Raw genomic sequence first — 25,604 nt, forward strand, 5'->3', positions numbered from 1 at the left:
ATGAATCAATGCACGCCTGCCTGGTTGCGCTGGACGGCAACCCTCATTGCATGTCTGGGATTGTTGCTCCCCTGCGTTCCCGCATCCGCGGACGCGCCACGGTTTTCCACAGCCGTGCCCGGAACGCCGCTCAGTTTTCCGCGCGACTTCGGCGCGCATCCGGATTTCCGCACGGAGTGGTGGTACGTCACCGGATGGCTGGAAACGCCGGACCACAAGCCGCTCGGTTTCCAGGTTACCTTCTTCCGCTCCGCAACGGACCACGACCAGGCCAACCCGAGCCGGTTCGCGCCGAAGCAGCTCGTCATTGCACACGTCGCCTTGTCGGATCCCGCACTCGGCAAGCTCTTGCACGACCAGAAAATTGCGCGCGAAGGCTTCGGCCTCGCTTACGCCAGGCAGGGCAATACCGACGTGAAACTCGGCGACTGGCACTTCACGCGCGAGGCGGACGGTCGTTATCTGATCAATGTCGCTGCGCGTGACTTCACATTGAATTTCACACTCTCGCCGACGCAACAACCCATGCTCCAGGGCGATCATGGCTTTTCGCGCAAGGGGCCGAAACCGGAACAGGCAAGCTATTACTACAGCGAGCCGCAGCTCACGGTCGCCGGTACGGCGCGCCGCAACGGCAAGCCAGTGGAAGTGCACGGCAGCGCCTGGCTGGACCACGAATGGTCGACCACGGTGCTCGACCCCGATGCGGCTGGATGGGACTGGGCCGGCATCAATCTTGATGACGGCTCAGCCCTGATGGCGTTCCAGATCCGTGGCAAGGACGGCAGCAAGATGTGGGCACATGCGGCCCTGCGCGATCCGGCCGGGCACGTGACGCAATTCGACGCCGACAACGTGCGTTTCCAGCCGCAGCGGACCTGGACCTCGCCACGCACCAATGCACGCTATCCTGTCGCCACCCGCATCGAGACTGGCAACGCCACGTGGGACCTGACGCCACTGCAGAACGACCAGGAACTCGACTCGCGGCAGTCGACCGGCGCGGTTTACTGGGAGGGTGCGGTGACCGTCAGCCGCGACGGCAAACCCGCCGGTCGCGGCTACCTTGAAATGACCGGCTACGTGAAACCATTCAAGCTATGAGCGCACCGAAAGAACGCTACAAGGGCAGCCTTGCCACGCTCAAGGGCCTGCTGCCCTTTCTCGCACCCTACAAAAAGGAATTTATGCTGGCCGGAATCGCGCTGCTGGTCGCAGCCGGCGCCACGCTGGCGATTCCCTACGCATTCAAGCAGATGATCGACCTGGGTTTCGGCACTGCAGGAACGAAAGGCGGCAAGCATATCAATCTGTATTTCCTCGCGCTGTTCGGCGTCGCCAGCGTGCTCGCGATCGCCACTGCGGCGCGCTTCTACATGGTCTCGTGGCTGGGCGAGCGGGTCACCGCGGATCTGCGAAATGCCATCTATCGCCATGTGGTAGCGCAAAGTCCGCAGTTTTTCGAAACCACGCAGACCGGTGAAGTCCTGTCGCGCCTCACCACCGACACAACGCTGATCCAGACACTGGTCGGCACCAGCATTTCCATGGGCTTGCGCAATGCCCTGTTGTGCATCGGCGGCCTCGTCATGCTGTTTGTCACCAGCACGAAACTGGCATCGCTCATCATCGTATTGCTCGCTGCGGTCGTGCTGCCCATCGTTCTGTTCGGGCGGCGCGTGCGCAAGCTCTCGCGCGCGTCGCAGGACCGCATCGCCGACACGTCGGCCCTGGCGGGAGAGATCCTCAATGCGATGCCCACGGTGCAGGCGTTCACTCACGAAAAGCTGGAATCGCAGCGCTTCAGCACCTCGGTCGAAAGCGCCTTCGCGACAGCCTTGCAGCGAATCCGGGCGCGCTCGCTGCTGACGGTGGTCGCGATCCTGCTGGTATTCGGCGCCAACGTATTCGTGCTGTGGCTCGGCGCGCAAGCGGTCATCGGAGGCAGCATGACGGCCGGCGAACTCGGGCAGTTCATTCTCTACGCGACCATCGTCGCCGGCGCGATCGGCGCGCTGTCCGAAGTGATCGGTGAAGCACAGCGCGCCGCCGGCGCGACCGAGCGCCTGCTGGAACTGCTCGCGGTCAGCTCGCCGATCCGGTCGCCTTCCCGGCCACAGGTGCTGCCGCCACGCGCAGTCAACGGCGCCTCCCTCGCACTGCATGGCGTCAGCTTTCACTATCCGTCCCGTCCGCACTCGCCGGCGCTGCTTGATATTTCACTCGACATTCATCCCGGGGAAAATGTCGCCATCGTCGGACCGTCCGGCGCGGGCAAGAGCACGCTGTTCCAGCTTCTGCTGCGCTTCTATGATCCGCAGCGGGGAGACATCCTGCTCGACGACGTCGATATCCGCACGCTCGACCTGCATGCCCTGCGCGACGCCATCGGCATCGTGCCGCAGGACACGGTTGTCTTCTCGGCAGATGCGATGGAAAACATCCGCTATGGTCGTGCGGATGCCAGCGACGAGGAAGTCATCACCGCAGCGAAGCTGGCTGCTGCGCATGAATTCATCCAGAAGCTGCCGCAGGGTTACCGCTCCTTCCTTGGCGAGCGCGGCGTGCGCCTGTCGGGCGGGCAGCGGCAGCGCATTGCCATCGCGCGCGCCTTGCTGAAGAATCCGCCGCTATTGCTGCTCGATGAGGCCACCAGCGCTCTCGATGCAGAATCCGAACGGCTGGTACAAGGCGCGCTGGAAGTAGCAATGAAGGGGCGCACCACCCTGGTGATCGCGCACCGGCTGGCGACCGTGCAGCGGGCCGACCGTATCATCGTGATGGAGCATGGCCGGATCGTCGAGATCGGTACACATGCCTCGCTGACCGCGCAGGGCGGGCTGTATGCCAGTCTGGCAGAATTGCAGTTTTCACAAGATCACGGTGCTGCAACAGACACACGTTAGTCATGCTTTACCCGTTAAAATAGCGCAACTCACGGAAAGCACCCATGCGCCAATATCTCGATTTCATGCGCCATGTCCATGAACATGGCACCGAAAAAACCGACCGCACCGGCACCGGCACCCGCTCGGTGTTCGGCTACCAGATGCGCTTCGACCTGCAGCAAGGCTTCCCTTTGCTGACCACGAAGAAGCTGCACCTGAAGTCGATCATCCATGAGCTGATCTGGTTCCTCGCCGGTTCGACCAACACCAAATACCTGAAAGACAACGGCGTCACGATCTGGGACGAATGGGCCGACGCGGACGGCAACCTCGGCCCGATCTACGGCTACCAATGGCGCTCGTGGCCGACCCCGGACGGCAAGCACATCGACCAGATCGCGCAGGTGATGGACCAGATCAGGAACAACCCGGACTCCCGCCGCATGATCGTCTCGGCGTGGAACGTGGCCGACATTCCGCAAATGAAACTACCGCCCTGCCATGCGTTCTTCCAGTTCTACGTGGCCGACGGCAAGCTGTCCTGCCAGCTCTACCAGCGCAGCGCCGACATCTTCCTCGGCGTGCCATTCAACATCGCTTCCTACGCCCTGCTCACCCACATGGTGGCCGAGCAGACCGGATTGCAGGCCGGAGAATTCATCTGGACCGGCGGCGATTGCCACCTGTATTCCAACCACATGGAGCAGGTCAAGGAACAGCTCTCGCGCACGACCTACCCGCTGCCGCAACTGGTCATCAAGCGCAAGCCGGATTCGATCTTCGATTACAGATTCGAGGATTTCGAGATCGTGAATTACCAGTCGCATCCGCACATCAAGGCTCCGGTGGCGGTTTGATGGCAACACTCACCATCGTCGTCGCCACCGACGCTCAACGTGGCATAGGCATCAACAACACCCTTCCCTGGCGCCTGCCGGAAGACATGGCGCACTTCAAGCGCACGACGACAGGCCATCCTGTCATCATGGGACGCAAGACCTTCGAGTCGATTGGCCGCCCCTTGCCGAACCGACGCAATATCGTCGTCACGCGCAATCCGGAATGGCGGCATGAAGGCGTGGAGGCAGTCACCTCGCTCGATGCAGCGATCGCGCTGGTTGGCGACGCAGACGCCTGCGTCATCGGTGGCGCGCAGATCTACGGCGAGGCGTTGCCGCGCACCGACCGCCTCGTCGTGACGGAGATCGGCAAGCGCTTCGACTGCGATGCCTTTTTCCCGTCGATCGACCCGGCGCAGTGGAAGGAAACCGTGCGCGAGCAGCACCATTCCGACGCGAACGGATTCGATTACGCATTCGTCACATACGAAAAAATCTAGGAGACCACATGTCAGGACACGGTTTTCATGTACATGGTCCGCATGACCATCACGTGGAACATGCCGCACACGGCGGCGACAGCTTTTCCAACAAGATCGCGGTGACCACGGCGATCCTCGCCACCATCGGCGCAGTCTTCGGCTACCAGGCCGGCGACACGCAGAACAATGCGGCGCTGTTCAAGAACAATGCCGCGATCAAGAAAACGGAAGCCTCGAACCAGTGGAACTACTACCAGGCCAAGTCAAACAAGCAGAACCTCGCTGAGCTGGCGATGAGCCTGCCCGGCGTCGACACCGAAAAATACAAGGCGGAAGTCGAGCGCTACAAGAAGGAAAAGGCCGACATCAAGTCCGACGCCGAAAAGCTGGAGGCAACGTCGCACCACTGGGACGAACAATCGGATGAACAGATGCACCAGCACCACCGCTGGGCACAGGCAATGACCGCCGAACAGATCGCAATTTCGCTCGCTGCAATCACCCTGCTGACGCGTAAGAAGTGGCTGGAATACTCCTCTTACGGTGTTGCGGGCGTCGGCATCGTCCTGGGCGTCATGGCCTGGCTGCACTTCTGAAACGGCGATGCCTTGATGCAAGGCATCGCCCTCCCCTAGTAGTGAGCGAAAAGCTTCGCTCACCATCCCTTTCTCTCAAATGGTGAATCCGACGCGTTCAAAAGCGGTTCGGGTGCAACGTTTGCGCCTGTGTCATGTCCAATCAGTGGATGTTTCCCGATTCGATGTTGATCGCACTTGTTGATTGCCTGCCAGATTTTCAGCGCACAAGAACTGCTGAAACACGGGCATGGAAGGGACGGCATGGCTGGCGCAGCGAACAACGGCACTTGCGGTACCGCTTCTGGCGCCTGCCTGATTTCAGGCATGTTTTGCCCGGTCTCTTCACCCGTCCCTTATTGTCGGATACGCTGCACAGCTTCCGGCTTCACCCCGTCGTTCGGCAAGATTAATTCTCGGCAATCCGTTCCTCACCGAATGCAAGTGATGATCATTTCGGGAACATCACGGCGTTTAATGAAGTCTCGTCATGCAGGAATCGTGAGCAACGCCTGCCACGATGCGATTCGTTCCGCGCGCAACAGGCTTATGCCACGCACCGTCAATTCTTGAAACAAGGAGATGGATATGGATGAGCAATCTAGCAAGACGCAATCATTGGCATTCTGGGTGGCGGGCGCCGCGTTGGGCGCACTGACGATGTATCTCGCCGATCCGGATCGCGGCCGGCGCCGCCGCGCCCTTGCGACCGACAAGATGCGCAGCCTGGCAACAAAGACGAGCGATGCCATCGATGTGGCGTCGCGCGACCTCAACAATCGCGTGCACGGATTGCGCGCGCAGGCCGGCCGCATGTTCTCGCAGCACTCCGAGACTAGCGACGACGATACAGTGGTAGCGCGCGTGCGCAAGGAAATCGGCCGCGCGGTCACGCATCCGCGCGCTATCAAGGCGAACGCGCAGAACGGCTGCGTCACCCTGCACGGCCCCGTCCTCGCACATGAAAAGGACAAGCTGATCGAATGCGTGCGCTCGGTGGCGGGCGTCAAGGAAGTGCAGGATTACCTCGACGTGCATGACAACGCTGTCGGTGTTCCCAGCCTGCAGGGCGAGGGCAAGATGCGGCGCGCCGCCGGATCCGCCATCATGCAGGAAACCTGGCCGCCTGCATTGCGCGCCGTGGCTGCGGTCGGCGGCAGTGCACTCGGACTGTTTGGACTGATGCGTCGCTCACCGGCAAGCGCGGCCGCGGCTGCAATCGGCATTGGCCTGCTGGCGCGAGGCATCAGCAACCGCTCGTTCTCCAGGATGATGCAAACGGGCCGGCAGTCGTCAGTCGACATGCACAAGACGATCTACATTCAGGCTTCGCCTGAGGACGTGTACGACATGTGGACACGCTACGAGAACTTCCCGCGCTTCATGTCCAATGTGCAGGATGTGCGCGACCTTGGCAATGGACGTTCGCACTGGATCGTCAGCGGGCCGGCCGGCACGCATATCGAATGGGATTCCGTCATCACCGATGCGCAACGTCCCGAGCGCCTCGCATGGCGCAGCGATCCCGATTCGACCGTACAGCATACCGGCATGGTGCACTTCGAGCCTGAGAGCAACGGCACGCGCGTCAGTGTGCACATGACCTACAGCCCGCCTGCGGGCGCCGTCGGGCACGCCGTTGCTTCGCTGTTCAACGGCAATCCGAAGCGCCAGATGGAAGAAGACCTGATGCGCATGAAGTCATTCATCGAAACCGGCATTCCGTCCCGCGATGCCGCACAAGCCACGTCGCGTGCCGGAGCTGCAGGCACAACGAGCATCCATTGAACATGGATGCGGGCAAGCGCGCCTGAAACCGCTTAACGGAGAAGCGGTTTCAGGCATGTCCAATCATTCCGATCCGGATGCGTCATGACAACCGCTACCAATTCTCCACTCAGCGTTTCCATCGCCTCGGTGGCCCATTTGCTGAATGGATCGCACAACGACTACGATCCCCTGATGGATCTGGTCGGCGAGGCACACTTCGTGCTGCTGGGCGAAGCGTCCCACGGCACGCATGAGTTTTATTGTGAACGTGCCGAAATTACCAGGCGCCTGATCCTCGAAAAGGGTTTCACCGCAGTCGCGGTTGAAGCAGACTGGCCGGACGCCTATCGTGTCAATCGCTATGTGCGCGGTGTCGGCGATGACGCCAGCAGCGAACGCGCGCTGGCCGGCTTCGAGCGCTTTCCGACATGGATGTGGCGCAATGCCGATGTCCTTGCCTTCGTCGACTGGCTGCGGGCGCACAACGATGCCTTGCCGCCGCAGGCCACGCGCGTGGGTTTCTACGGACTCGATCTGTACAGCATGTTCACGTCGATGAACGAAGTGTTGCGCTATCTCGACCAGGTGGATCCGGAGGCTGGAAAGCGTGCCCGCGCTCGCTATGCATGCTTCGACCACTTTCAGCGCGACAGTCAGCGCTACGGTTATGCAACCAGCTTCGGCATGTCTCCCAGCTGCGAGGAACAGGTGCTGACCCAGCTGCACGACCTGCGCTCGCGCTCGCTCGAGTTCCGCGACCAGGACGACCAGCTCGCCGCCGACGAGTTCTTTTATGCGGAACAGAATGCGCGACTGGTGAAGAATGCCGAGAAATACTACCGCACCATGTTCCAGGGTCGGATTTCGTCATGGAACATGCGCGATCTGCACATGGCCGACACCCTGCGTGCGTTGAACGGACATCTGTCGAAGCCTGGCAAGCCCGCGAAGATCGTGGTGTGGGAGCACAACTCGCATATCGGCGACGCGCGTGCCACCGAGATCGGCTACCAGGGCGAATGGAACGTCGGCCAGCTGGCCCGCGAACGCTACCACGACGATGCGGTGCTGATCGGGTTCACGACCTACCAGGGTACCGTGACAGCAGCCTCCGACTGGGACGGTCCGGCCGAGAAGAAGCAGGTTCGTCCCGGCCTGCCTGGCAGTTATGAGGAGGCCTTCCATCGGACCGGCCTGCCGCGCTTTCTGCTGCCCCTGCGCGTGAACGGTATCGAAACCGACGTGCTGCCGTCCAACGCGCTTCTGGAGCGCGCCATCGGAGTGATCTACGCGCCGGCGACCGAGCGGCAGAGCCATTATTTCTACGCCCACCTGGCGCATCAGTTTGACGCGATCCTTCATTTCGACGAGACCCGGGCCGTGGAGCCGCTGGAGCGCGGGACGCACTGGGAGACTGGAGAAGCGCCGGAGACATATCCGGTCGGCGTATGAAACGTTTGAAAAGCTGCAAACGCTGCGGCAGGTGGCGTTCGACCCGCCTGCCGCATAAAAATTGTTAAAATACTACAAAGCCAGCCTTCAACTGGCGGGGAGGTGCCACACCATGCACGAATCAGCCCGCTCCAGCCTCGTTTTTTCCCCACGTAATCCCCATATCTGCGAAAATTCGCTTTTTTTCGGCGCGCAAGCGGTTGTTGCCACGACTGACCCAGGCGTCTCCCTGTTATCTGTCCTTTTGGAGACCTCATGAAATTCCGCTTTCCCATCGTCATCATTGACGAAGATTTCCGCTCCGAGAACACGTCCGGCCTGGGTATCCGCGCACTCGCGCAGGCAATGGAAAGCGAGGGCATGGAAGTCGTTGGCGTGACCAGCTATGTCGATCTGTCGCAGTTCGCGCAGCAGCAATCGCGCGCCTCGGCCTTCATTCTTTCCATCGACGACGAGGAATTCGGCGGCGGCAGCCCGGCGGAAGTCGAGCTTGCCCTCAGATCGCTGCGCGCGTTCGTGGAAGAGATCCGCCACAAGAATGCCGACATTCCGATCTACCTCTACGGCGAGACGCGAACCTCGCGTCACATCCCGAACGACATTCTGCGCGAGTTGCACGGCTTCATTCACATGTTCGAGGACACGCCGGAATTCGTCGCGCGCCACATCATCCGCGAAGCGCGCGCCTATCTCGACAGCCTGGCGCCGCCCTTTTTCCGCGCGCTGGTGCATTACGCCAAGGACGGTTCCTATTCATGGCACTGCCCCGGCCATTCCGGTGGCGTAGCCTTCCTGAAGTCGCCGATCGGTCAGATGTTCCATCAGTTCTTCGGCGAGAACATGCTGCGCGCCGACGTCTGCAACGCGGTGGAAGAACTCGGCCAGCTGCTCGACCACACCGGCCCGGTCGCGGCGTCCGAGCGCAATGCCGCGCGCATCTTCAATGCCGACCATTGCTACTTCGTCACCAACGGCACCTCGACCTCCAACAAGATGGTGTGGCATTCGACCGTTGGCCCCGGCGACATCGTCGTGGTTGACCGCAACTGCCACAAGTCGATTCTGCACTCGATCATCATGACCGGCGCGATCCCGGTGTTCCTGATGCCGACCCGGAACCACCTCGGCATCATCGGCCCGATCCCGCTCGAAGAATTCAAGATGGAAAACATCATGAAGAAGATCGAGGCCAACCCGTTCGCCCGCGAAGCGAAGAACAAGAAGCCGCGCATCCTGACCATCACGCAGTCGACTTACGACGGCGTCGTTTACAACGTCGAAACGATCAAGGAAATGCTGGACGGGAAGATCGACACCCTGCACTTCGACGAGGCATGGCTGCCGCATGCGACCTTCCATGAGTTCTACAAGGACATGCATGCGATCGGCAAGGACCGCCCGCGCGCGAAGGAATCGTTGATCTTCTCGACGCAGTCGACGCACAAGCTGCTCGCCGGTCTTTCGCAGGCTTCGCAGATCCTCGTGCGTGATTCCCAGACGGTGAAGCTCGACCAGGACATGTTCAACGAAGCCTACCTAATGCATACCTCCACCTCGCCGCAGTACGCGATCATCGCCTCCTGCGACGTGGCTGCGGCCATGATGGAGCCGCCGGGCGGCACTGCGCTGGTTGAGGAAAGCATCCTGGAAGCGCTCGACTTCCGCCGCGCGATGAGAAAGGTCGACCAGGAATGGGGCCAGGACTGGTGGTTCCAGGTCTGGGGACCGGACAGCTTCGCGGAAGAAGGTATCGGATCGCGCGAAGACTGGATGATCCGCGCCGAAGATGAATGGCACGGCTTCGGCAAGCTCGCACCCGGCTTCAACATGCTCGACCCGATCAAGGCGACCATCGTCACGCCGGGCCTGTCGCTTGACGGCAAGTTCGGCGAGACGGGTATCCCGGCCTCGATCGTCACCAAGTACCTCGCAGAGCATGGCGTCATCGTCGAGAAGGCCGGCCTGTATTCGTTCTTCATCATGTTCACCATCGGCATCACGAAAGGCCGCTGGAACACGCTACTGACCGCGCTGCAGCAGTTCAAGGACGACTTCGACAAGAACCAGCCGATCTGGCGCATCCTGCCGGAATTCGCGGCGGCCAATCCGCGCTACGAGCGCATCGGCCTGCGCGACTTGTGCCAGAGTATCCACGGGATGTACAAGGCCTACGACGTGGCGCGCCTGACCACTGAGATGTACCTGTCCGACATGCAACCGGCGATGAAACCCTCGGATGCATTCGCGAAGATGGCACACCGCGAGATCGAGCGCGTGGCGATCGACGAACTGGAAGGTCGCGTCACGGCCATCCTGCTGACGCCCTACCCGCCGGGCATTCCGCTGCTGATCCCGGGCGAGCGTTTCAACAAGACCATCGTCGACTACCTGAAATTCGCCCGAGACTTCAACGAGAAGTTCCCGGGCTTCGAGACGGACGTGCACGGACTGGTCACGCAGGATGTAAATGGCCGGCGCGGTTATTTTGTCGACTGCGTGAAGTAAGTTCCACGAGGCGGCGCAGGACACCCTGTGCCGCCTGTTGCCGCATCCCCCCACTCCCGGGTGCCGGCGCTGCCGAAAATTGTCACTTCGTCGGCACGACTGCCCTTCTTGCGCCGGTCTCTGCCAATTTCCGTCAGAAATCTCTCTACATGCCTGCTGGCATTGAAGTTGCGTTCAAAATTTTTACATTTCGCAACATCTCTCGCACTTGAGAAACATTCATCGTCAATGTTTCCGTGCATCATCATTAAACAATAACAACGAACGGCAGCAAGCGACGGACGCAACGAAAATTTCCGCCTCCGTGCCCTTACATGCCGGGATGCAAAAAATAACATCGATTTCGCTTTTGTAATTGAGGTTCGACGCGCGACCGGTTCGATTCGAATCAAACCGTTTCAAGACTCCAGAGGGTGGGCTGCGTCTCCGACAAGGAGATGTTCGGGTGGGGGGCAGCGTGCGTGAAGTACAAACTGCCGTATCGCAAACACGCTACCCCGTATCCTCCCTCTTCCCGCAAGGGAAGAGGGATTTTTTTTGCCTGCACGCGGCCGGAACTTCAGAAAATGGATCGCGCCGTCAGGGTAGTGAATCGTTCCAGTGCATAGGTGCCGGCCAGGGAATTGCCGGTTGCATCCAGGCCGGGAGACCAGACGGCGATGGATGCATCGCCTGGCATCAGCGCAAGAATGCCGCCGCCCACGCCGCTCTTGGCAGGCAGGCCGACCCGATAGGCGAAATCGCCCGCGGCATCATAGGTACCGCAGGTCAGCATCAAGGCATTCAGGCGCTTCGCCGAACTCGCGTCAAGGATCTCCATGCCGCTCCACGGGATCGTGCCGTGCTGCGCGAGAAAGCTGCCGGCCTTGGCGAGTTCGGCACAGGTCATCGTGATCGAGCACTGGCGGCAATAACTGCCGATCACGGACGCCACCGGATTGTGAAGGTTGCCAAAGTCCTTCATGAAGTAGGCGATCGCGCTGTTGCGATGCGCGGTATCCTGCTCGGACTGCGCCACGATGCGATCGAAGTCGATCGCTGGCTCATCGGCGAGCATGCGGACGAATTGCAGCACGGCGATCTCCGCCTGGACAAAACGCGTCGCCAGGATATCGGTGATCACAAGCGCGCCGGCATTGATGAACGGGTTGCGCGGAATCCCGCGCTCGTATTCCAGTTGCACCAGCGAGTTGAACGGATTGCCGGATGGCTCGCGTCCTACGCGTGTCCAGATGACGTCCCCCTCGCGGGAAAATGCCAATGCCAGCGCAAAAAGCTTCGTGATGCTCTGCAGTGAAAACTTGACGTCGGCATCGCCTGCCGAGAAGGTACGCCCGTCAAGGCAATACACTGCCATGCCGAAGCGACCCGGCGAAACTTTGGACAGTTCCGGGATGTAATCCGCGACCTTGCCTTCCCTGAGTAAGGGCTGGACTTCGCGATGAATGGTATCGAGGATGGATTGGTAGTCGAGGAGCATCGAACAGCCTTGCGCAATGGTGCCTTGAGGTAGTTCGATGCAGTGTATGACACATCAATCCGAAGAATATTCGGATTGCTCCGTCCCGCCGACTGACCTCAGGTTTTCGGCAGGGTCACTCCGCGCTGGCCCTGGTATTTCCCGCCGCGATCCTTGTATGAGGTCTCGCACACTTCGTCGCTTTCGAAGAACAGCACTTGCGCGCAGCCTTCGCCGGCATAGATCTTCGCGGGCAACGGCGTCGTATTGGAAAACTCCAGCGTCACATAACCCTCCCACTCCGGTTCGAACGGCGTCACGTTGACGATGATCCCGCAGCGCGCGTAGGTCGATTTGCCGAGGCAGATAGTCAGCACGCTGCGCGGAATGCGGAAGTATTCGACCGTGCGCGCAAGGGCGAAGGAATTCGGCGGAATGATGCAGACGTCGCCCTTGAAATCGACGAAGGATTTTTCGTCGAAGTTCTTCGGATCGACAATCGTGCTGTTGATATTGGTGAAAATCTTGAATTCGTCGGCGCAGCGGATATCGTAGCCATACGAGGACGTGCCGTAGCTGACGATCTTGTGGCCATCGATATGGCGCACCTGACCCGGCTCGAACGGTTCGATCATGCCGTGTTCCTGCGCCATGCGCCGGATCCACTTGTCGGATTTAATGCTCATTGTTTTCGCGGAGGTTGATAGGAGGCGTGGGCGACGCATATCAGCTCACGTCCGGGGACGAACTGCTTCCAGGAGGCACCGCTATGCGCGTTGATCCGCGATTTTACGCGAAAACATACCCGCAGCCACTATTCCAAAGGAGATAGTGGCTGCAGCGGGTTGTTGAAATGGCTACGCCGACTCGCGCATGGCGTTCGGTGCCGCGCCGGGTGTGTGGAAGGGAGATGCCTGGTATACGAACTCCTGCTGCACACATTCGCGATAGGCATCCTTCAACCGGGTCGGATCCTGCAGCAGGATGTCCTTCCATTCCCCCAGGTGGACGTGGTGCTCGATGAAGCCGCGCAGGATGCTGGCATGCTCGGTCACACCGACCGTATTGCAGCCGATCAGGACATCCTGGCTGAATTCCAGTCGCATGTACTTGAAGTGCGCTTCATCAGCGATTTCCACCCACTGCCCGCCGCGCGCGCCCTGCCACTGGCCGAAGGAAGCGGAAATCAGCCCCATGGTATCGAACACGTCGATCTGTCGTAATCCACGCTGGAAGGCGCTCCGGCCGGTCATGTTCAAGGCGGCGCAATAGGCCTGATCCGCCGCGTTCGGCTGGACACCGGAAATGACGCTGCGGCAGCTCACGCTGTCGAAGGCTTCGGCGCAATCGCCGGCGGCATACACGCCCGGCACATTGGTCTGCATCGACGCATCCACCACCACGCCTTGCAGGCAGCGGATGCCGCTGCCTCTCAGGAAACCGACGTTCGGCACCGCCCCGGCCGAGTGCACGACCAGGTCCGCATGCAGTTCCATACCACTGGACAGGCGAACCGCCATCGGCGATCCCGCAACCATTCCGCCGTCGACGCTCGTCACCCGCGTCGAGGTGAACACCTTGATGCCTTTTTTCTCGCACCAGCGCTGGATCATGTCGCCGGCGCCCTTGCCCATCATGTTGGGCAGCATCCGGTCCCGCTTCTCGACAACCGCGAGGTTGACGCCGCGCGCCGCCAGCGCCTCCATCACGATGCAGCCGACGAACCCGGCACCGATCAGGATGACGCGAGCGACCGGTTGTGCCAGCGCCATGATCGCGCGCGCGTCATGCAGCGTCCAGCAAGCATGCACGCCGGGTGTCTCAATACCGTGGATAAGCGGTGCGCGCGGGCTGGCGCCTGTGGCGATCAGCAGCTTGTCAAAGTCGATGACGCGGCCGTCTTCCATCTTGACAGTACGCGTGCGGGTGCTGACATGGACGGCGCGTCCAAACACCTGGGCGATCTGCAGCCGCTCAAAATGGTCTTTCGCGCGGCGCAGGTGCGTCCCGGCCTCGCTGATGTTCCCGCCAATCAGGTTGGGAATTGCCATGCGTGCGTAGGGAGGGCCAGCTTCGTCGCCGATCAGGACGATATCGTCCAGCGGCGCATTCTTGCGGATGGTTTCCGCGGCGATGACACCGGCCGGGCCGTTGCCGAGGATGACGTGTCTCATGCGCGCCTCCGGGGTCGTCGAGTGGCGGCATCGTGGCGTGCGGCGGCTGCTGGCATTTCTTCCCCCATGGATGACTAAATCCACTATATCGAGGGGGATCTATTATCAATTGAACAATGTCAACCGCGCAGCATGATCTGCGACAAATGCCGGAGCCTCATGGCAAGAAGTCGACGCGACACGCTCCTAGCGCTGCATCGACTCCCACACCTTCTGCAGGCGCTTCACGGAGACCGGCATTGGCGTGCGCAATTCCTGCGCGAACAGGGACACGCGCAACTCCTCCAGCAGCCAGCGGAATTCGGTCATTTTCGGATCGCTCGCCTTCTGCCTGTCCTTTTGCGCACGTTGCCACGGGGCAGCGACCTGCATCCATTCAGCCATCAACCGTGCGTCGCGCGCCGGATCGGCACGAAGCTTTTCCAACCGGACATTGATCGCTTTCAGGTAACGCGGAAAGTGCGCCAGTTGCGTGTAGTCGTTGTCAGCGATGAAGCGCTTGCCGATCAACGCCTGCACCTGCGACTGCATGTCGGCCACGCTCTGCGGATATGCCTTCGCACCCTGCAGCTTCTTGGGAAGCGTGTAGTACTCTGCAAGAATTTGCGACGCGAGACGTGCGATTTCATTCACCAGCAGGCCGAGACGCGACTTGCCCTCATCCTTGCGCTGGTTGAATTCCTGCGCATTCTTCGGCAGCGGGTCCTGCAGGCAAGCGCGCTCCAGCCCAGTCTGCAGGGTCTGGTCGCGCAGCTCTTCCTGCGTGCCGAGCGCCATGAACTGCATGCCCATCTGCTGCAGGCCGGGGATGTTCTTCTCGAGATATTTGAGCTGTTCCTTCAGCTGCAGCGCGAACAGGCGGCGCAGGCCGATGCGGTGCACCCGTGCCGCTTCCGCCGGATCGTCGAACACTTCGATGTCGCAGTGCGTGGTCTTGTCGACCAGCGCGGGGAAGCCGATCAGCGTTTGCTTGTCCTGCAGGATTTCCAGCAGCTCGGGCAGCTCGCCGAAGGACCAGGTGGTCAGGTTCTGGTGCTCGCTGACGGCCGCCTTCGTTTCGCCCGCCGCAGTCGCAGGCTTTTCACCTGCCGCAGGAGCAACGACGGTTTTCTCCGCAATGCGCTGGAAGCTCTCGCGCGCCTGTCCGCCAAATTCCGCCTGCAGCCCGGCGAGATTGCGCCCCATCTCCAACTGCCGTCCGTGCTCGTCGACGATCTTGAAGTTCATGAAATGATGTGCGGGCAGCGTCTCCAGCTTGAAATCCGTGGTCTTCACGGTGACGCCGGTTTCCTCGCGCACATCGGCGATGAGCGTATCGATCAGGCTGCCTTTGCCGAATTCCACGCGCTCGCAGAATCCCGCCGCGTAATCCGGCAGCGGCACGCAGTGACGGCGCAATTTCTGCGGCAGCGACTTCAGCAGCAGGTGCACCTTTTCCTTCAGCATGCCCGGCACCAGCCATTCGCAACGCTCTGCCGACACCTGGTTCAAGGCATACAAGGGCACGGTGAGCGTCACGCCGTCGCGCGGGCTGCCGGGTTCGAAATGATAGGTCAGCGACATCGCCACGCCGGCCACTGTCATCGCCTTGGGGAAGAGATCGGTAGTGACGCCGGCGGCTTCGTGGCGCATCAAGTCGTCGCGGTTCAGGTGCAGCAGCTTCGGGTTCTTCGCCGTCGCTTCCTTGAGCCACTTCTCGAACGTGATCGCGCTGTAAACATCCTGTGGGATCAACTCATCGTAGAACGCCGCGATCAATTCCTCATCGACCAGCACGTCGAGACGGCGCGACTTGTGTTCGAGGTTTTCGATCTCCCGCACCAGCTTCTGGTTATGCGCGAGGAAAGGCGCGCGCGTATCGAGTTCGCCGTTCACCAGCGCGCTGCGAATGAAGATCTCGCGCGCTTCCTTCGGATTGATCGCACCGAAGTTGATGCGGCGCTGGCTATATACCACCAATCCGTACAGCGTGGCTCGCTCATAGGCGGATACCTGCCCGGTGCGCTTTTCCCAGCGCGGATCGCCCCAGGACTTCTTCAACAGATGGCCACCGACACGCTCCAGCCACTCCGGCTGGATCTGCGCGATACAGCGTGCATATAGGCGCGTGGTATCGACCAGTTCCGCCCCCATCACCCAGCGGCCAGCTTTCTTCGCGAGATGCGACCCCGGCCAGATGAAGAACTTGATGCCGCGCGCGCCGAGGTAATGCGGCTCATCCTCCGCCTTGTAGCCGACATTGCCCAGCAGTCCTGTCAGCAGCGCCGTATGCAACTGCTCATAAGTCGCCGGTGTTTCGTTCATGCGCCAGCCCTGCTCGCGCACCAGCGTGAGCAGTTGCGAGTGCACATCGCGCCATTCGCGCAGGCGCAGCTGCGACAGGAAGTTGGCACGGCAGTTGTCCATGAGCTGCTTGTTGGACTTCTTGTGTTCGATCGCTTCTTCGAACCATTTCCAGATCTTCAGGTAGCCGAGGAACTCCGACTTGTCGTCGGCGAACTTCCTGTGCGCGTTGTCCGCCGCATCCTGCGCTTCCAGCGGACGCTCGCGCGGGTCCTGCACGGACAGCGCGGCGGCAATGATCAGCACTTCCGTCAGCGCAGCGTTGTCGCGCGCAGCGAGGATCATGCGGCCCACGCGCGGATCAAGCGGCAGCTTCGCCAGTTGCCTGCCGAGCGGCGTGAGCTGGTTGTTGTCGTCGACCGCGCCCAGTTCCTGCAGCAGCTGGTAGCCGTCCGCAATTGCGCGCCCCATCGGCGGCTCGATGAAGGGAAAGGTCTCGACGTCGGTCAGGCGCAGCGATTTCATGCGCAGGATGACCGCCGCCAGCGAGGAACGCAGGATCTCGGGATCGGTGAACTTCGGCCTTTGCAGGTAATCCCGCTCTTCGTACAGGCGAATGCACACGCCAGCGGCGACACGGCCGCAGCGGCCGGCGCGCTGGTTGGCCGCGGACTGCGCGATCGACTCGACTTGCAACTGCTCGACCTTGTTGCGATAGCTGTAGCGCTTCACGCGCGCCAGCCCGGCATCGACGACGTAGCGGATGCCCGGTACCGTCAGCGATGTCTCGGCCACGTTGGTGGCGAGGACGATGCGGCGCGCATTGGATGGCTTGAACACCCGCTCCTGCTCCTGCACCGAAAGACGCGCAAACAGCGGAAGGATTTCAACATGCGGCGGATGGTGCTTGCGCAGCGCTTCAGCGGCGTCGCGGATTTCGCGTTCGCCAGGCAGGAATACCAGCACGTCGCCGGAACCGATGCGGGCCAGTTCATCGACCGCATCGACGACCGCATCCATCAGGTCGCGCTGCTCCCTTTGGGTGGACGGCCTGGCCTCGCCCTTGTCACTCGGCTCGACCGGACGATAGCGCACCTCCACCGGATACAGCCGTCCCGACACCTCGATCACCGGCGCAGGCTTGTTCCCCCTGGCGAAATGGCGCGCAAAACGGTCGGCATCGATGGTTGCCGAAGTAATGATGATTTTCAGGTCCGGCCGCCTCGGCAGCAGCTGCTTCAGGTAACCGAGCAGGAAATCAATGTTCAGGCTGCGTTCATGCGCCTCGTCGATGATGATGGTGTCGTATTGCTTCAGCAGCGGATCGGTCTGGGTTTCGGCCAGCAGGATGCCGTCGGTCATGAGCTTGACCGACGCGCCCGCCGACAGGGTATCCGTGAAGCGCACCTTGAAGCCGACATGCTCGCCCAGCGGCGAACCGAGCTCCTGCGCGATGCGCTTGGCCGTCGAGGACGCGGCGATGCGGCGCGGCTGGGTGTGGCCGATCAATCCCGCCTGCCCACGGCCGAGTTCCAGGCAGATCTTGGGCAATTGGGTAGTCTTGCCGGAGCCTGTCTCGCCGCAAACGATGACCACCTGATTGGCGCGCAAGGCGTCTGCGATCTCCCGACGCTTGCCGGAAACCGGCAGCTCCTCGGGAAAGGTGATCGGCGGGAGCGGATTGCGGACGACGGGTGCAGCGGGTTTTCCCTGCGGATGGCGGGGCCGCTGGGGCTTCTGCGGGTTCTTTTGTGCTTGTTCGGATGCTGACATATCGGGGCGAATTATACAGAGCGGCGCCGCGCAAGGCCGGGAACGCGGTCATGCGCCGTGCGAGGGCAGTATCCCGGATTGCGGTGCAGGCTTGCGCAGTGAATACACGTCGCACTGTATATAATGCGGGTCATGGAAAACCCAATTCAATTTGTTCAATGGCTGCGCTCGGTTGCGCCGTACATCCACGCATTCCGCGGGAAGACTTTCGTGGTCGCCTTCCCCGGCGAACTGGTGATGGCAGGCGCGCTGCCCGTGCTGGCACAGGATTTGTCTTTGTTGCATGCGCTCGGCATCAAGGTCGTGATCGTGCACGGCTCCCGTCCGCAGGTCGAAGAGCAGCTCGGGCTGCGCAACCTGAAGGCGCGCTATCACAACGGACTGCGCATCACGGATGCAGCGGCGATGGAGTGCGTGAAGGAAGCGGCCGGCGAATTGAGGCTCGATATCGAAGCGGCATTCAGCCAGGGTTTGCCCAATACCCCCATGGCGCATGCAGCCATACGTATTATTTCAGGCAATTTCGTCACCGCGCGGCCGATCGGCGTCATTGATGGTGTCGATCTGGAATTCACCGGCGTGGCGCGGAAGATCGCTTATGAGACCATCCACCCGATATTAAGTGCCGGTGGACTGGTGCTGCTGTCGCCGCTCGGCTTTTCGCCCACGGGCGAGGCGTTCAATTTGACCATGGAGGATGTCGCCGTCTCCGCAGCCGCCGCGCTGCGCGCCGACAAGCTGATTTTCATCACCGAAACACCGTTGATGACCGATGCGGAAGGCCGTGACGTGCGCGAACTTACCGCTGCCCAGGGTGATGCCCTGCTGAAAAGCGGCAAGCTCCCGGCGGACAGCGCCTTCTACCTGCAGCACTGCGTGAAGGCGTCACGCTCCGGTGTGCCGCGCGTCCACATCGTTCCGTTCGAAATGGATGGCTCGGCGCTGCTGGAAATCTTTACCCACGATGGCGTGGGTACCATGGTCAGTACGGAAAACCTGGAGTCCCTGCGCGAAGCGACCATTGAAGATGTCGGCGGCATCCTCAAATTGATTGAGCCGCTGGAAGCTGACGGCACGCTGGTCAAGCGCGGCCGTGAACTGATCGAGCGCGAAATCGAGTATTTCTCGGTGATCGAACACGACGGCGTGATTTTCGGCTGCGCCGCGCTGTATCCCTTCCCCGCGGAAAAAATGGCCGAAATGGCATGTCTGACCGTCAACCCGGAGGTGCAAAGCCAGGGCGACGGCGAGCGTATCCTGAAACACATGGAAAATCGGGCGCGCGCTGCAGGTTTCACCAGACTGTTCGTGCTGACGACCCGCACCGCACACTGGTTCCTCAAGCGCGGCTTCATGCATGCCACGGTCGACGACTTGCCAAAGAACCGGCAGCACATGTACAACTGGCAACGCAAGTCGCTGGTACTGATCAAGCAACTTTAACCACGCTGCCTTCTCCTGCAAGGCAGTTCACCTGAACGAACGAGGAGTAGAAAACATGGCCCGCATGGTCCACTGCATCAAGCTGAACAAGGAAGCCGAAGGACTGGATTTCCCGCCGTATCCCGGCGAACTCGGCAAGCGGATTTACGAAAACGTTTCCAAGGAAGCATGGGCCGGCTGGATCAAGCACCAGACCATGCTCGTCAATGAGAATCGCCTGAACCTGGCCGATGCGCGCGCCCGCAAGTATCTGGCACAGCAAATGGAAAACCACTTCTTCGGCTCCGGCGCCGATCAGGCAGCGGGTTACGTTCCGCCGAACGAATAACCGCCCTTCTGTTGAAAAAAAGCCCGCTGACATTTACTCAGCGGGCTTTTTGCCATGTGCGGGCAATAATATGGTCCACGGAAAACACAGAAAACACGGAAGGAATGGGGCAAGAATTCCGTGTTTTCTGTGTTTTCCGTGGACAAATCCTTAGAAGTTCAACTTCTTCACGCCTTCCGCGGTACCCAGCAAGGCGATATCCGCGCCGCGCTGCGCGAACAGGCCGACCGTGACGACGCCAGGGATGTTGTTGATCTGCGCTTCCAACTCGGCGGGCTTGGCAATCTTCATTCCGACGAGGTCGATGATCATGCAACCGTTGTCCGTGATCGCCGGCTTGCCGTCCTTCACGCGCAGACGCGGTTCGCCGCCGAGGGTCTTCAACTTGCGCGCCACGGCGGCCTGCGCCATCGGGATGACTTCGATCGGCAGCGGGAAGGCGCCAAGTACATCCACCAGTTTGGATCCGTCGGCGATGCACACGAACTTGCCGGCAACGGATGCCACAATCTTCTCGCGCGTCAGCGCAGCGCCGCCGCCCTTGATCATGTCGCCCTGCGGGTTGATCTCGTCGGCACCGTCGATGTAGACGGACATCGAGTCCACCTCGTTCAGGTCCAGCACCGGAATGCCATGCGATTTCAGGCGCGCGGCCGTGGCCTCGGACGAAGCGACCGCACCCTTGACGCGGTCCCTGATCTTGCCAAGTTCATCAATGAAAAAATTTGCCGTGGAGCCGGTGCCGACGCCGATGATTTCTCCGGCGGGCACATATTCGATCGCGGCGCGGGCAACCGCTTGCTTCAGTTCGTCTTGGGTCATGATGCGTTGCAAAGAAAAAGGATGCCGGTATTTTAATCGAGACGTGCGCATAAACAGACTTTTTCTCTGCCGGATGGCGCGACGCCGGCCGATCGAGTGGTAGACTTACTCCAGAGCATCATTGCGTCATGGACTGACAAAACCGATATTGAGATGACAACTGTTCTTGTGGTAGATGACAGCAGGGTATCCCGCCTGCTGTCCAGACAATACATCCTGCAGAGACATCCCGAATGGACTATTGCTGAAGCCGCCAGCGGCGAAGAAGCAATTGACAAACTGGAAACGCTCTCCCCCGACCTGGTCCTCCTCGACCTCAACATGCCCGGCATGGGCGGCCTGGCCGCTGTCGAAAAAATCCAGGCAAAGCGCCCGTCCGCCCGCATTACCCTGCTGACGGCCAATGTGCAGGACGCCACGCGCGACAAGGCGCGCGCACTCGGGATCGGGTTTGCTGAAAAGCCGATCACCGAAGCCCGCATCGACCAAGTCATTTCCGTTCTGGAAAACCAGTAATGTTCCAGCTCACCGAGCTTCAGCACGATGCCCTGGTTGAGATCTTCAATCTCGGGGTAGGCCAGGCCGCCTCGGCAATGAGCCGCATTGTGAATGAAGAAGTGATCATGTCGGTGCCGTTGATCGCCTTCCAGAGTCGCGCCGAGGTCGCAAAGACCCTCGGCAGCGACGAAGGCCGCCGCATCTGCGCCATCACGCAGCATTTCGAAGGCGCGTTCAATACCGAAGCCTTCCTGATGTTCCCGGAAGAGAAAAGCCTGGAGATCGTGCGCCTGATGGTCGGGCAGAGCCTCTCGCTCGAGGAACTGAGCGAGATGGAGCAGGAAGCAATGAGCGAGATCGGCAACATCATCCTCAATTCCTGCATGGGCACGCTGGCCAACGCTTCCGGCAAAGAGCTTCATGGATCGCTGCCGACCTACCATGTCGGTACCAGCGAGGATATCCTCGGCGTATCGGGCAAGGAATGGGATGGCGTGGTGCTCACCCTGAAGATCGACTTCAAAATCGAGAAGCACCAGATCCACGGCTACGTGGCCTTCCTGCTCGACATGCCCGCCCTGCAGGACCTGCGGCTGTATATCACCGCTTACCTTGCGAAACTGTCCGCCTGAGGACGAACGCGCCATGCAGCTCGACTTGCTACAAGGGGTCCTCAAGGCCGTTCGAACCGGCATCATCGTGTTTGACGCCGAACAGCGTATCATCCTTTGGAACGACTGGGTCGAGCAGCATTCGCGCATCGTGGCCGACGATGTGCTGGGAAAGACTTTCACCGACGTCTTTCCCGACATGATCGACAGCCGGACGCATGTCGCGATCAGCGAGGCCCTGCGCAACAACTTCGCTTCGCTGCTGTCGCAGACGCTGAACAAGGCTCCCTTCCCGCTTTATTCCACGCCGGCCGATGCTGCCGCCGGCATGCGCATGCAGCAGGCCGTGCATGTGATGCCGCTCCATATCCCGGCACTGCCGCGTCATTGCCTGGTGCAGATCACCGATGTCAGCATGGCTGTTTCCAGGGAGAGGAAATTGCGCGAGCAGGCGGTCGAACTGCAATCGCAGTCCCTGGTCGACGGCCTCACCGGCATCGCCAATCGTCGCCGTTTCGATCTGCATCTGGAGCAGGAATTCAGGAATGCGAAGCGGAACAGCACGCCGCTCTCGCTGATCATGATCGACGTGGATTACTTCAAGAATTACAACGACAACTATGGCCACCAGCGCGGTGATGGTTGTCTGGTGCAGATCGCGTCGGCGCTCGAGCGCGTGCTCGTCCGCGCCAACGACCTGGTATCGCGTTACGGCGGCGAAGAGTTCGCGGCCATTCTGCCGAACACCAACGAAGAAGGCGCCTTGCGAGTGGCTGAAGCATTGCGCGCCGAAGTGGAGTCACTCGCGCTGGCACATGCCTGTTCCGGTGTCGCCGACCATGTCACGATTAGCCTCGGCGTCAGCACGCTCATGCCGGAGCCCGCGGCGAAGACCGGCAACCTGATCCACGCAGCTGACCGCGCCCTCTATCAGGCCAAGCATTCCGGCCGCAATTGCGTGGTTGTGAACGCCTGCAAGCCCCGGGCCTGATCTCAGCTCCGCAAGCGGCTTGCAGCCGCAGCCAGCGCGGTGATCCGCGTCCAATCCCCAGCCTGCATCGCATCCTTCGGGGTCAGCCATGATCCGCCCACGCAGGCAACGTTTTTGCACGCAAGGAATTGCGCGGCCGAATCCTGCGAGACACCGCCGGTGGGGCAGAAAGTCACGTCGGGCAGCGGACCGGCAATTGCATTGAGCATACCGATGCCGCCCGCCGGGACCGCCGGAAACAGCTTCAGCTGACGAAAGCCCGCTTCGCGTGCCGACATCACTTCCGACGGCGTCATCACACCAGGCAGCAGCGGCAGCCCGCTCGATTTCGCGCCACTGACAAGGGCCGCCGTCAATCCGGGCGACACGCCGAACACCGCGCCCGCGTCACGCGCCGATGCAAATTCCTCCGGCTGGGTCAGCGTTCCCACACCCACGATCGCTTCCGGCACCTGCTCCACCATGGCGCGGATGGCAGGCAGGCCGTGGGCCGTGCGCAGCGTGACTTCAAGCACACGAATGCCGCCGGCGACAAGGGCGCGCGCCAGTGGCACGGCGTGTTCGATGTTGTCGATGGCGATGACCGGTATGACCGGCGACGCGCGCATGATGTCGAGCAGATTCATGGTTTTTGCATCCTTATTTGTTGGCGCTGATCAGGACATCTTCATCGGAAAAGTTCTGTTCCTGCGGAACCGCCAGCTGATTGTTCTGTTCCTCCGGCATATGCAGCGGCGGTGGCAGGACGAAGGTTGCAGCGCCTTCCTCGGCAGCACTGACCGATGCGCGGAACATGGCAAACAACTCGCGTCCCATGCCCACGTGATTGGCCGAGAGATCGGCCGCTTCAGTGCCGCGCGCGTTCCATTCGGCATCCGCAACCAGCGCCTGCAACGTGCCTGCCTCGGCGTCGAGGCGGATCATGTCGCCGTCACGCACCTTGCCGAGCGGGCCGCCCGCCAGCACCTCCGGTGAGACATGGATCGCCGCCGGCACCTTGCCGGACGCGCCCGACATGCGCCCGTCCGTCACCAGCGCGACGCGCCGCCCGGCATCCTGCAGGCTGCCCAGCGCGGGCGTGAGTGCATGCAGCTCGGGCATGCCGTTGGCGCGCGGTCCCTGGTAGCGCACCACTGCAACGAAATCGCGGTCCAGCTTGCCCTCCTTGAACGCCAGCATGAGGTCTTCCTGTGAATGGAAGACGATCGCCGGCGCCTCGACCACGCGATGCTGCTGCTTGACCGCGGATACCTTGATGACCGAACGCCCCAGGTTCCCGGTCAGCAGGCGCAAGCCGCCGTCCGGCGAGAACGGTTCGCTGACCGGACGTAGCACGCTGCGGTCACCGCTCTCCTGCGGTGCCGGCTGCCATACCACCGCATCGCCTTGCAGGAAGGGCTGAGTGCAGTGCGCGCGCAAGCCCTTGCCCAAGATCGTCGTTACATCCTCGTGCAGCAGGCCCGCATCGAGCAGTTCGCGGATCACAAAACCGGTGCTGCCTGCGGCATGAAAATAATTGACGTCGGCATCGCCGTTCGGGTAAATGCGCGCCAGCAGCGGCACGACTGCCGACAGTTCGTCGAAATCATTCCAGTCGATCACGATGCCGGCCGCCTTTGCGATGGCCACGAGATGCAACGTATGGTTGGTTGAGCCGCCGGTAGCCAGCAGCGCGACGATGGCATTCACGATCGCCTTCTCATCCACGACATGGCCGACCGGTGTATAGGACTTGCCCTGCGCGCTGATCTCGACCGCCCGGCGTGTCGCCGCCGCGGTCAGTGCATCACGCAGCGGCGTGTTCGGCGTGATGAAGGCCGCACCTGGCAAATGCAGTCCCATCACCTCCATCAGCATCTGGTTGCTGTTGGCTGTGCCATAAAAGGTGCAGGTGCCAGGGCTGTGGTAGGAGCGCGATTCGGATTCGAGCAACTCGTCGCGACCGACCTTGCCTTGCGCGTATAACTGGCGGATCTTCGATTTCTCGGCATTCGCCAGCCCGGTCGTCATCGGGCCGCCCGGCACGAACACCGCGGGCAGATGGCCGAAGTGAAGTGCGCCAATCAGCAGTCCTGGAACGATCTTGTCGCAGATTCCGAGATACAGCGCGGCATCGAACATGTTGTGCGACAGCGCGACTGCCGTCGCCATGGCGATGGTGTCGCGTGAGAACAGCGAGAGTTCCATGCCCGGCTGGCCTTGCGTGACGCCGTCACACATGGCGGGCGTGCCGCCAGCGAACTGGGCAACCGCGCCGACTCCGCGTGCAGCCTCCTTGATGATGTGCGGGAAGCGCTCGAACGGCTGATGCGCAGACAACATGTCGTTGTACGCCGAAACAATGGCGACCGATGGCGCATGCAGTTGCTTGAGCTTCAGCTTGTCATCGGGCGGGAAAGAGGCGAATCCATGCGCGAGGTTGGTGCACGACAGCGCACCACGCTGAACGCCCTGCAGGCGCGCGGCTTCCAGTCGTGCGAGATAGGTAGCGCGGTAGGGACGACTGCGCTTTATGACGCGCGCGGTCACGGTATTCAGGGCGGGGTGAAGGGGCATGATCCGGCTCTCGAAGGGTTTTATGAAATTTTACTACAAATATTCACATCAACACCACGCTCTCCCCTACCGCAAACTTCCGGCTGGTTTTCTTGCAGGAATAAGAGAGAGTGAAAGCATCACCGTGAAAAAGCTTACTGATCGAGCTCAAACAA

General features: G+C 61.1%; 20 protein-coding genes. 13 read left to right on the top strand and 7 right to left on the bottom strand.

Features of this window, described 5'->3' with window-relative positions; genetic code table 11:
• The 8 genes from VJ698_RS10180 (at position 1) to VJ698_RS10215 (ending at position 10,511) form a co-directional block, all read left to right on the top strand.
• Positions 1-1,104, top strand: coding sequence for a carotenoid 1,2-hydratase (locus tag VJ698_RS10180; protein ID WP_324102883.1), 1,104 nt, complete (start codon positions 1-3; stop codon positions 1,102-1,104).
• Complete coding sequence (locus VJ698_RS10185) at positions 1,101-2,906, top strand: ABC transporter transmembrane domain-containing protein (protein WP_324102640.1); 1,806 nt, start codon at positions 1,101-1,103, stop codon at positions 2,904-2,906. Before VJ698_RS10180 ends, VJ698_RS10185 begins: the two co-directional genes overlap by 4 nt.
• 44 nt (positions 2,907-2,950) lie before the next feature.
• On the top strand, positions 2,951-3,745 hold the full coding sequence (locus VJ698_RS10190) for a thymidylate synthase (RefSeq protein WP_324102641.1): 795 nt from the start codon (positions 2,951-2,953) through the stop codon (positions 3,743-3,745).
• On the top strand, positions 3,745-4,227 hold the full coding sequence (locus VJ698_RS10195; RefSeq protein ID WP_324102642.1) for a dihydrofolate reductase: 483 nt from the start codon (positions 3,745-3,747) through the stop codon (positions 4,225-4,227). Before VJ698_RS10190 ends, VJ698_RS10195 begins: the two co-directional genes overlap by 1 nt.
• An 8-nt stretch (positions 4,228-4,235) precedes the next feature.
• Positions 4,236-4,805 (top strand): DUF4337 domain-containing protein, encoded by a 570-nt coding sequence (locus VJ698_RS10200; RefSeq protein ID WP_324102643.1) that lies wholly within the window; start codon positions 4,236-4,238, stop codon positions 4,803-4,805.
• Positions 4,806-5,372: 567 nt separating this feature from the next.
• The gene (locus tag VJ698_RS10205) at positions 5,373-6,572 is read left to right on the top strand and encodes an SRPBCC family protein (protein ID WP_324102644.1); all 1,200 of its coding nucleotides are present in this window, start codon (positions 5,373-5,375) and stop codon (positions 6,570-6,572) included.
• Positions 6,573-6,656: 84 nt separating this feature from the next.
• The gene (locus tag VJ698_RS10210; RefSeq protein ID WP_324102645.1) at positions 6,657-8,006 is read left to right on the top strand and encodes an erythromycin esterase family protein; all 1,350 of its coding nucleotides are present in this window, start codon (positions 6,657-6,659) and stop codon (positions 8,004-8,006) included.
• A 255-nt stretch (positions 8,007-8,261) separates the two neighbouring features.
• Entirely contained in the window at positions 8,262-10,511 is a 2,250-nt protein-coding gene (locus tag VJ698_RS10215; protein WP_324102646.1) for an arginine/lysine/ornithine decarboxylase, read from the top strand.
• Positions 10,512-11,070: 559 nt separating this feature from the next.
• Here VJ698_RS10215 and VJ698_RS10220 read toward each other — a convergent pair.
• From VJ698_RS10220 to hrpA, 4 genes are all read right to left on the bottom strand, one after another.
• Complete coding sequence (locus VJ698_RS10220; protein WP_324102647.1) at positions 11,071-11,991, bottom strand: glutaminase; 921 nt, start codon at positions 11,989-11,991, stop codon at positions 11,071-11,073.
• Between the two features lie 98 nt (positions 11,992-12,089).
• A complete protein-coding gene (gene dcd / locus VJ698_RS10225) occupies positions 12,090-12,656 on the bottom strand; it encodes a dCTP deaminase (protein ID WP_324102649.1) in 567 nt (188 codons plus the stop codon).
• A 171-nt stretch (positions 12,657-12,827) separates the two neighbouring features.
• Positions 12,828-14,144: an NAD(P)/FAD-dependent oxidoreductase gene (locus VJ698_RS10230; protein WP_324102650.1), complete on the bottom strand. Its 1,317-nt coding sequence runs from the start codon at positions 14,142-14,144 to the stop codon at positions 12,828-12,830.
• Between the two features lie 186 nt (positions 14,145-14,330).
• The gene (gene hrpA, locus VJ698_RS10235) at positions 14,331-18,200 is read right to left on the bottom strand and encodes an ATP-dependent RNA helicase HrpA (RefSeq protein ID WP_324102651.1); all 3,870 of its coding nucleotides are present in this window, start codon (positions 18,198-18,200) and stop codon (positions 14,331-14,333) included.
• Positions 18,201-18,332: 132 nt separating this feature from the next.
• On the opposite strand from hrpA, the gene argA reads away from it, so the two are divergent.
• Complete coding sequence (gene argA / locus VJ698_RS10240) at positions 18,333-19,643, top strand: amino-acid N-acetyltransferase (protein ID WP_324102652.1); 1,311 nt, start codon at positions 18,333-18,335, stop codon at positions 19,641-19,643.
• Between the two features lie 55 nt (positions 19,644-19,698).
• Positions 19,699-19,971: an oxidative damage protection protein gene (locus tag VJ698_RS10245; RefSeq protein WP_324102653.1), complete on the top strand. Its 273-nt coding sequence runs from the start codon at positions 19,699-19,701 to the stop codon at positions 19,969-19,971.
• Positions 19,972-20,121: 150 nt separating this feature from the next.
• Here the strand turns inward: VJ698_RS10245 and rpiA are convergent, their stop codons facing one another.
• On the bottom strand, positions 20,122-20,793 hold the full coding sequence (gene rpiA, locus VJ698_RS10250; RefSeq protein ID WP_324102654.1) for a ribose-5-phosphate isomerase RpiA: 672 nt from the start codon (positions 20,791-20,793) through the stop codon (positions 20,122-20,124).
• A 153-nt stretch (positions 20,794-20,946) separates the two neighbouring features.
• On the opposite strand from rpiA, the gene VJ698_RS10255 reads away from it, so the two are divergent.
• Genes VJ698_RS10255 through VJ698_RS10265 form a run of 3 tightly spaced genes read left to right on the top strand, consistent with a single transcriptional unit; the run spans position 20,947 to position 22,893 of the window.
• Positions 20,947-21,309: a response regulator transcription factor gene (locus tag VJ698_RS10255; RefSeq protein WP_324102655.1), complete on the top strand. Its 363-nt coding sequence runs from the start codon at positions 20,947-20,949 to the stop codon at positions 21,307-21,309.
• A complete protein-coding gene (locus tag VJ698_RS10260; protein ID WP_324102656.1) occupies positions 21,309-21,923 on the top strand; it encodes a chemotaxis protein CheX in 615 nt (204 codons plus the stop codon). The genes VJ698_RS10255 and VJ698_RS10260 overlap by 1 nt, the downstream gene beginning before the upstream one ends.
• Positions 21,924-21,936: 13 nt before the next feature.
• The gene (locus tag VJ698_RS10265; RefSeq protein ID WP_324102657.1) at positions 21,937-22,893 is read left to right on the top strand and encodes a diguanylate cyclase; all 957 of its coding nucleotides are present in this window, start codon (positions 21,937-21,939) and stop codon (positions 22,891-22,893) included.
• A 2-nt stretch (positions 22,894-22,895) separates the two neighbouring features.
• Here the strand turns inward: VJ698_RS10265 and eda are convergent, their stop codons facing one another.
• A complete protein-coding gene (gene eda / locus VJ698_RS10270) occupies positions 22,896-23,519 on the bottom strand; it encodes a bifunctional 4-hydroxy-2-oxoglutarate aldolase/2-dehydro-3-deoxy-phosphogluconate aldolase (RefSeq protein WP_324102658.1) in 624 nt (207 codons plus the stop codon).
• Positions 23,520-23,532: 13 nt separating this feature from the next.
• Positions 23,533-25,449, bottom strand: a complete 1,917-nt coding sequence (edd, locus tag VJ698_RS10275) for a phosphogluconate dehydratase (protein WP_324102659.1) — start codon at positions 25,447-25,449, stop codon at positions 23,533-23,535.
• Positions 25,450-25,604 lie beyond the last annotated feature (155 nt).

The sequence above is a fragment of the Noviherbaspirillum sp. genome (assembly GCF_035254685.1).
In the GTDB taxonomy this organism is placed as follows: domain Bacteria; phylum Pseudomonadota; class Gammaproteobacteria; order Burkholderiales; family Burkholderiaceae_D; genus Noviherbaspirillum.

Bases quoted from the DNA above. Each gene is read 5' to 3' on its own strand.
- VJ698_RS10190 (WP_324102641.1), top strand. From the start codon at position 2,951: ATGCGCCAATATCTCGATTTCATGCGCCATGTCCATGAACATGGCACC.
- VJ698_RS10255 (WP_324102655.1), top strand. From the start codon at position 20,947: ATGACAACTGTTCTTGTGGTAGATGACAGCAGGGTATCCCGCCTGCTG.
- VJ698_RS10215 (WP_324102646.1), top strand. From the start codon at position 8,262: ATGAAATTCCGCTTTCCCATCGTCATCATTGACGAAGATTTCCGCTCC.
- VJ698_RS10200 (WP_324102643.1), top strand. From the start codon at position 4,236: ATGTCAGGACACGGTTTTCATGTACATGGTCCGCATGACCATCACGTG.
- VJ698_RS10210 (WP_324102645.1), top strand. From the start codon at position 6,657: ATGACAACCGCTACCAATTCTCCACTCAGCGTTTCCATCGCCTCGGTG.
- rpiA (WP_324102654.1), bottom strand. From the start codon at position 20,793: ATGACCCAAGACGAACTGAAGCAAGCGGTTGCCCGCGCCGCGATCGAA.
- eda (WP_324102658.1), bottom strand. From the start codon at position 23,519: ATGAATCTGCTCGACATCATGCGCGCGTCGCCGGTCATACCGGTCATC.
- dcd (WP_324102649.1), bottom strand. From the start codon at position 12,656: ATGAGCATTAAATCCGACAAGTGGATCCGGCGCATGGCGCAGGAACAC.
- argA (WP_324102652.1), top strand. From the start codon at position 18,333: ATGGAAAACCCAATTCAATTTGTTCAATGGCTGCGCTCGGTTGCGCCG.
- VJ698_RS10185 (WP_324102640.1), top strand. From the start codon at position 1,101: ATGAGCGCACCGAAAGAACGCTACAAGGGCAGCCTTGCCACGCTCAAG.
- VJ698_RS10220 (WP_324102647.1), bottom strand. From the start codon at position 11,991: ATGCTCCTCGACTACCAATCCATCCTCGATACCATTCATCGCGAAGTC.
- VJ698_RS10265 (WP_324102657.1), top strand. From the start codon at position 21,937: ATGCAGCTCGACTTGCTACAAGGGGTCCTCAAGGCCGTTCGAACCGGC.
- VJ698_RS10245 (WP_324102653.1), top strand. From the start codon at position 19,699: ATGGCCCGCATGGTCCACTGCATCAAGCTGAACAAGGAAGCCGAAGGA.
- VJ698_RS10180 (WP_324102883.1), top strand. From the start codon at position 1: ATGAATCAATGCACGCCTGCCTGGTTGCGCTGGACGGCAACCCTCATT.
- edd (WP_324102659.1), bottom strand. From the start codon at position 25,449: ATGCCCCTTCACCCCGCCCTGAATACCGTGACCGCGCGCGTCATAAAG.
- VJ698_RS10195 (WP_324102642.1), top strand. From the start codon at position 3,745: ATGGCAACACTCACCATCGTCGTCGCCACCGACGCTCAACGTGGCATA.
- VJ698_RS10230 (WP_324102650.1), bottom strand. From the start codon at position 14,144: ATGAGACACGTCATCCTCGGCAACGGCCCGGCCGGTGTCATCGCCGCG.
- hrpA (WP_324102651.1), bottom strand. From the start codon at position 18,200: ATGTCAGCATCCGAACAAGCACAAAAGAACCCGCAGAAGCCCCAGCGG.
- VJ698_RS10260 (WP_324102656.1), top strand. From the start codon at position 21,309: ATGTTCCAGCTCACCGAGCTTCAGCACGATGCCCTGGTTGAGATCTTC.
- VJ698_RS10205 (WP_324102644.1), top strand. From the start codon at position 5,373: ATGGATGAGCAATCTAGCAAGACGCAATCATTGGCATTCTGGGTGGCG.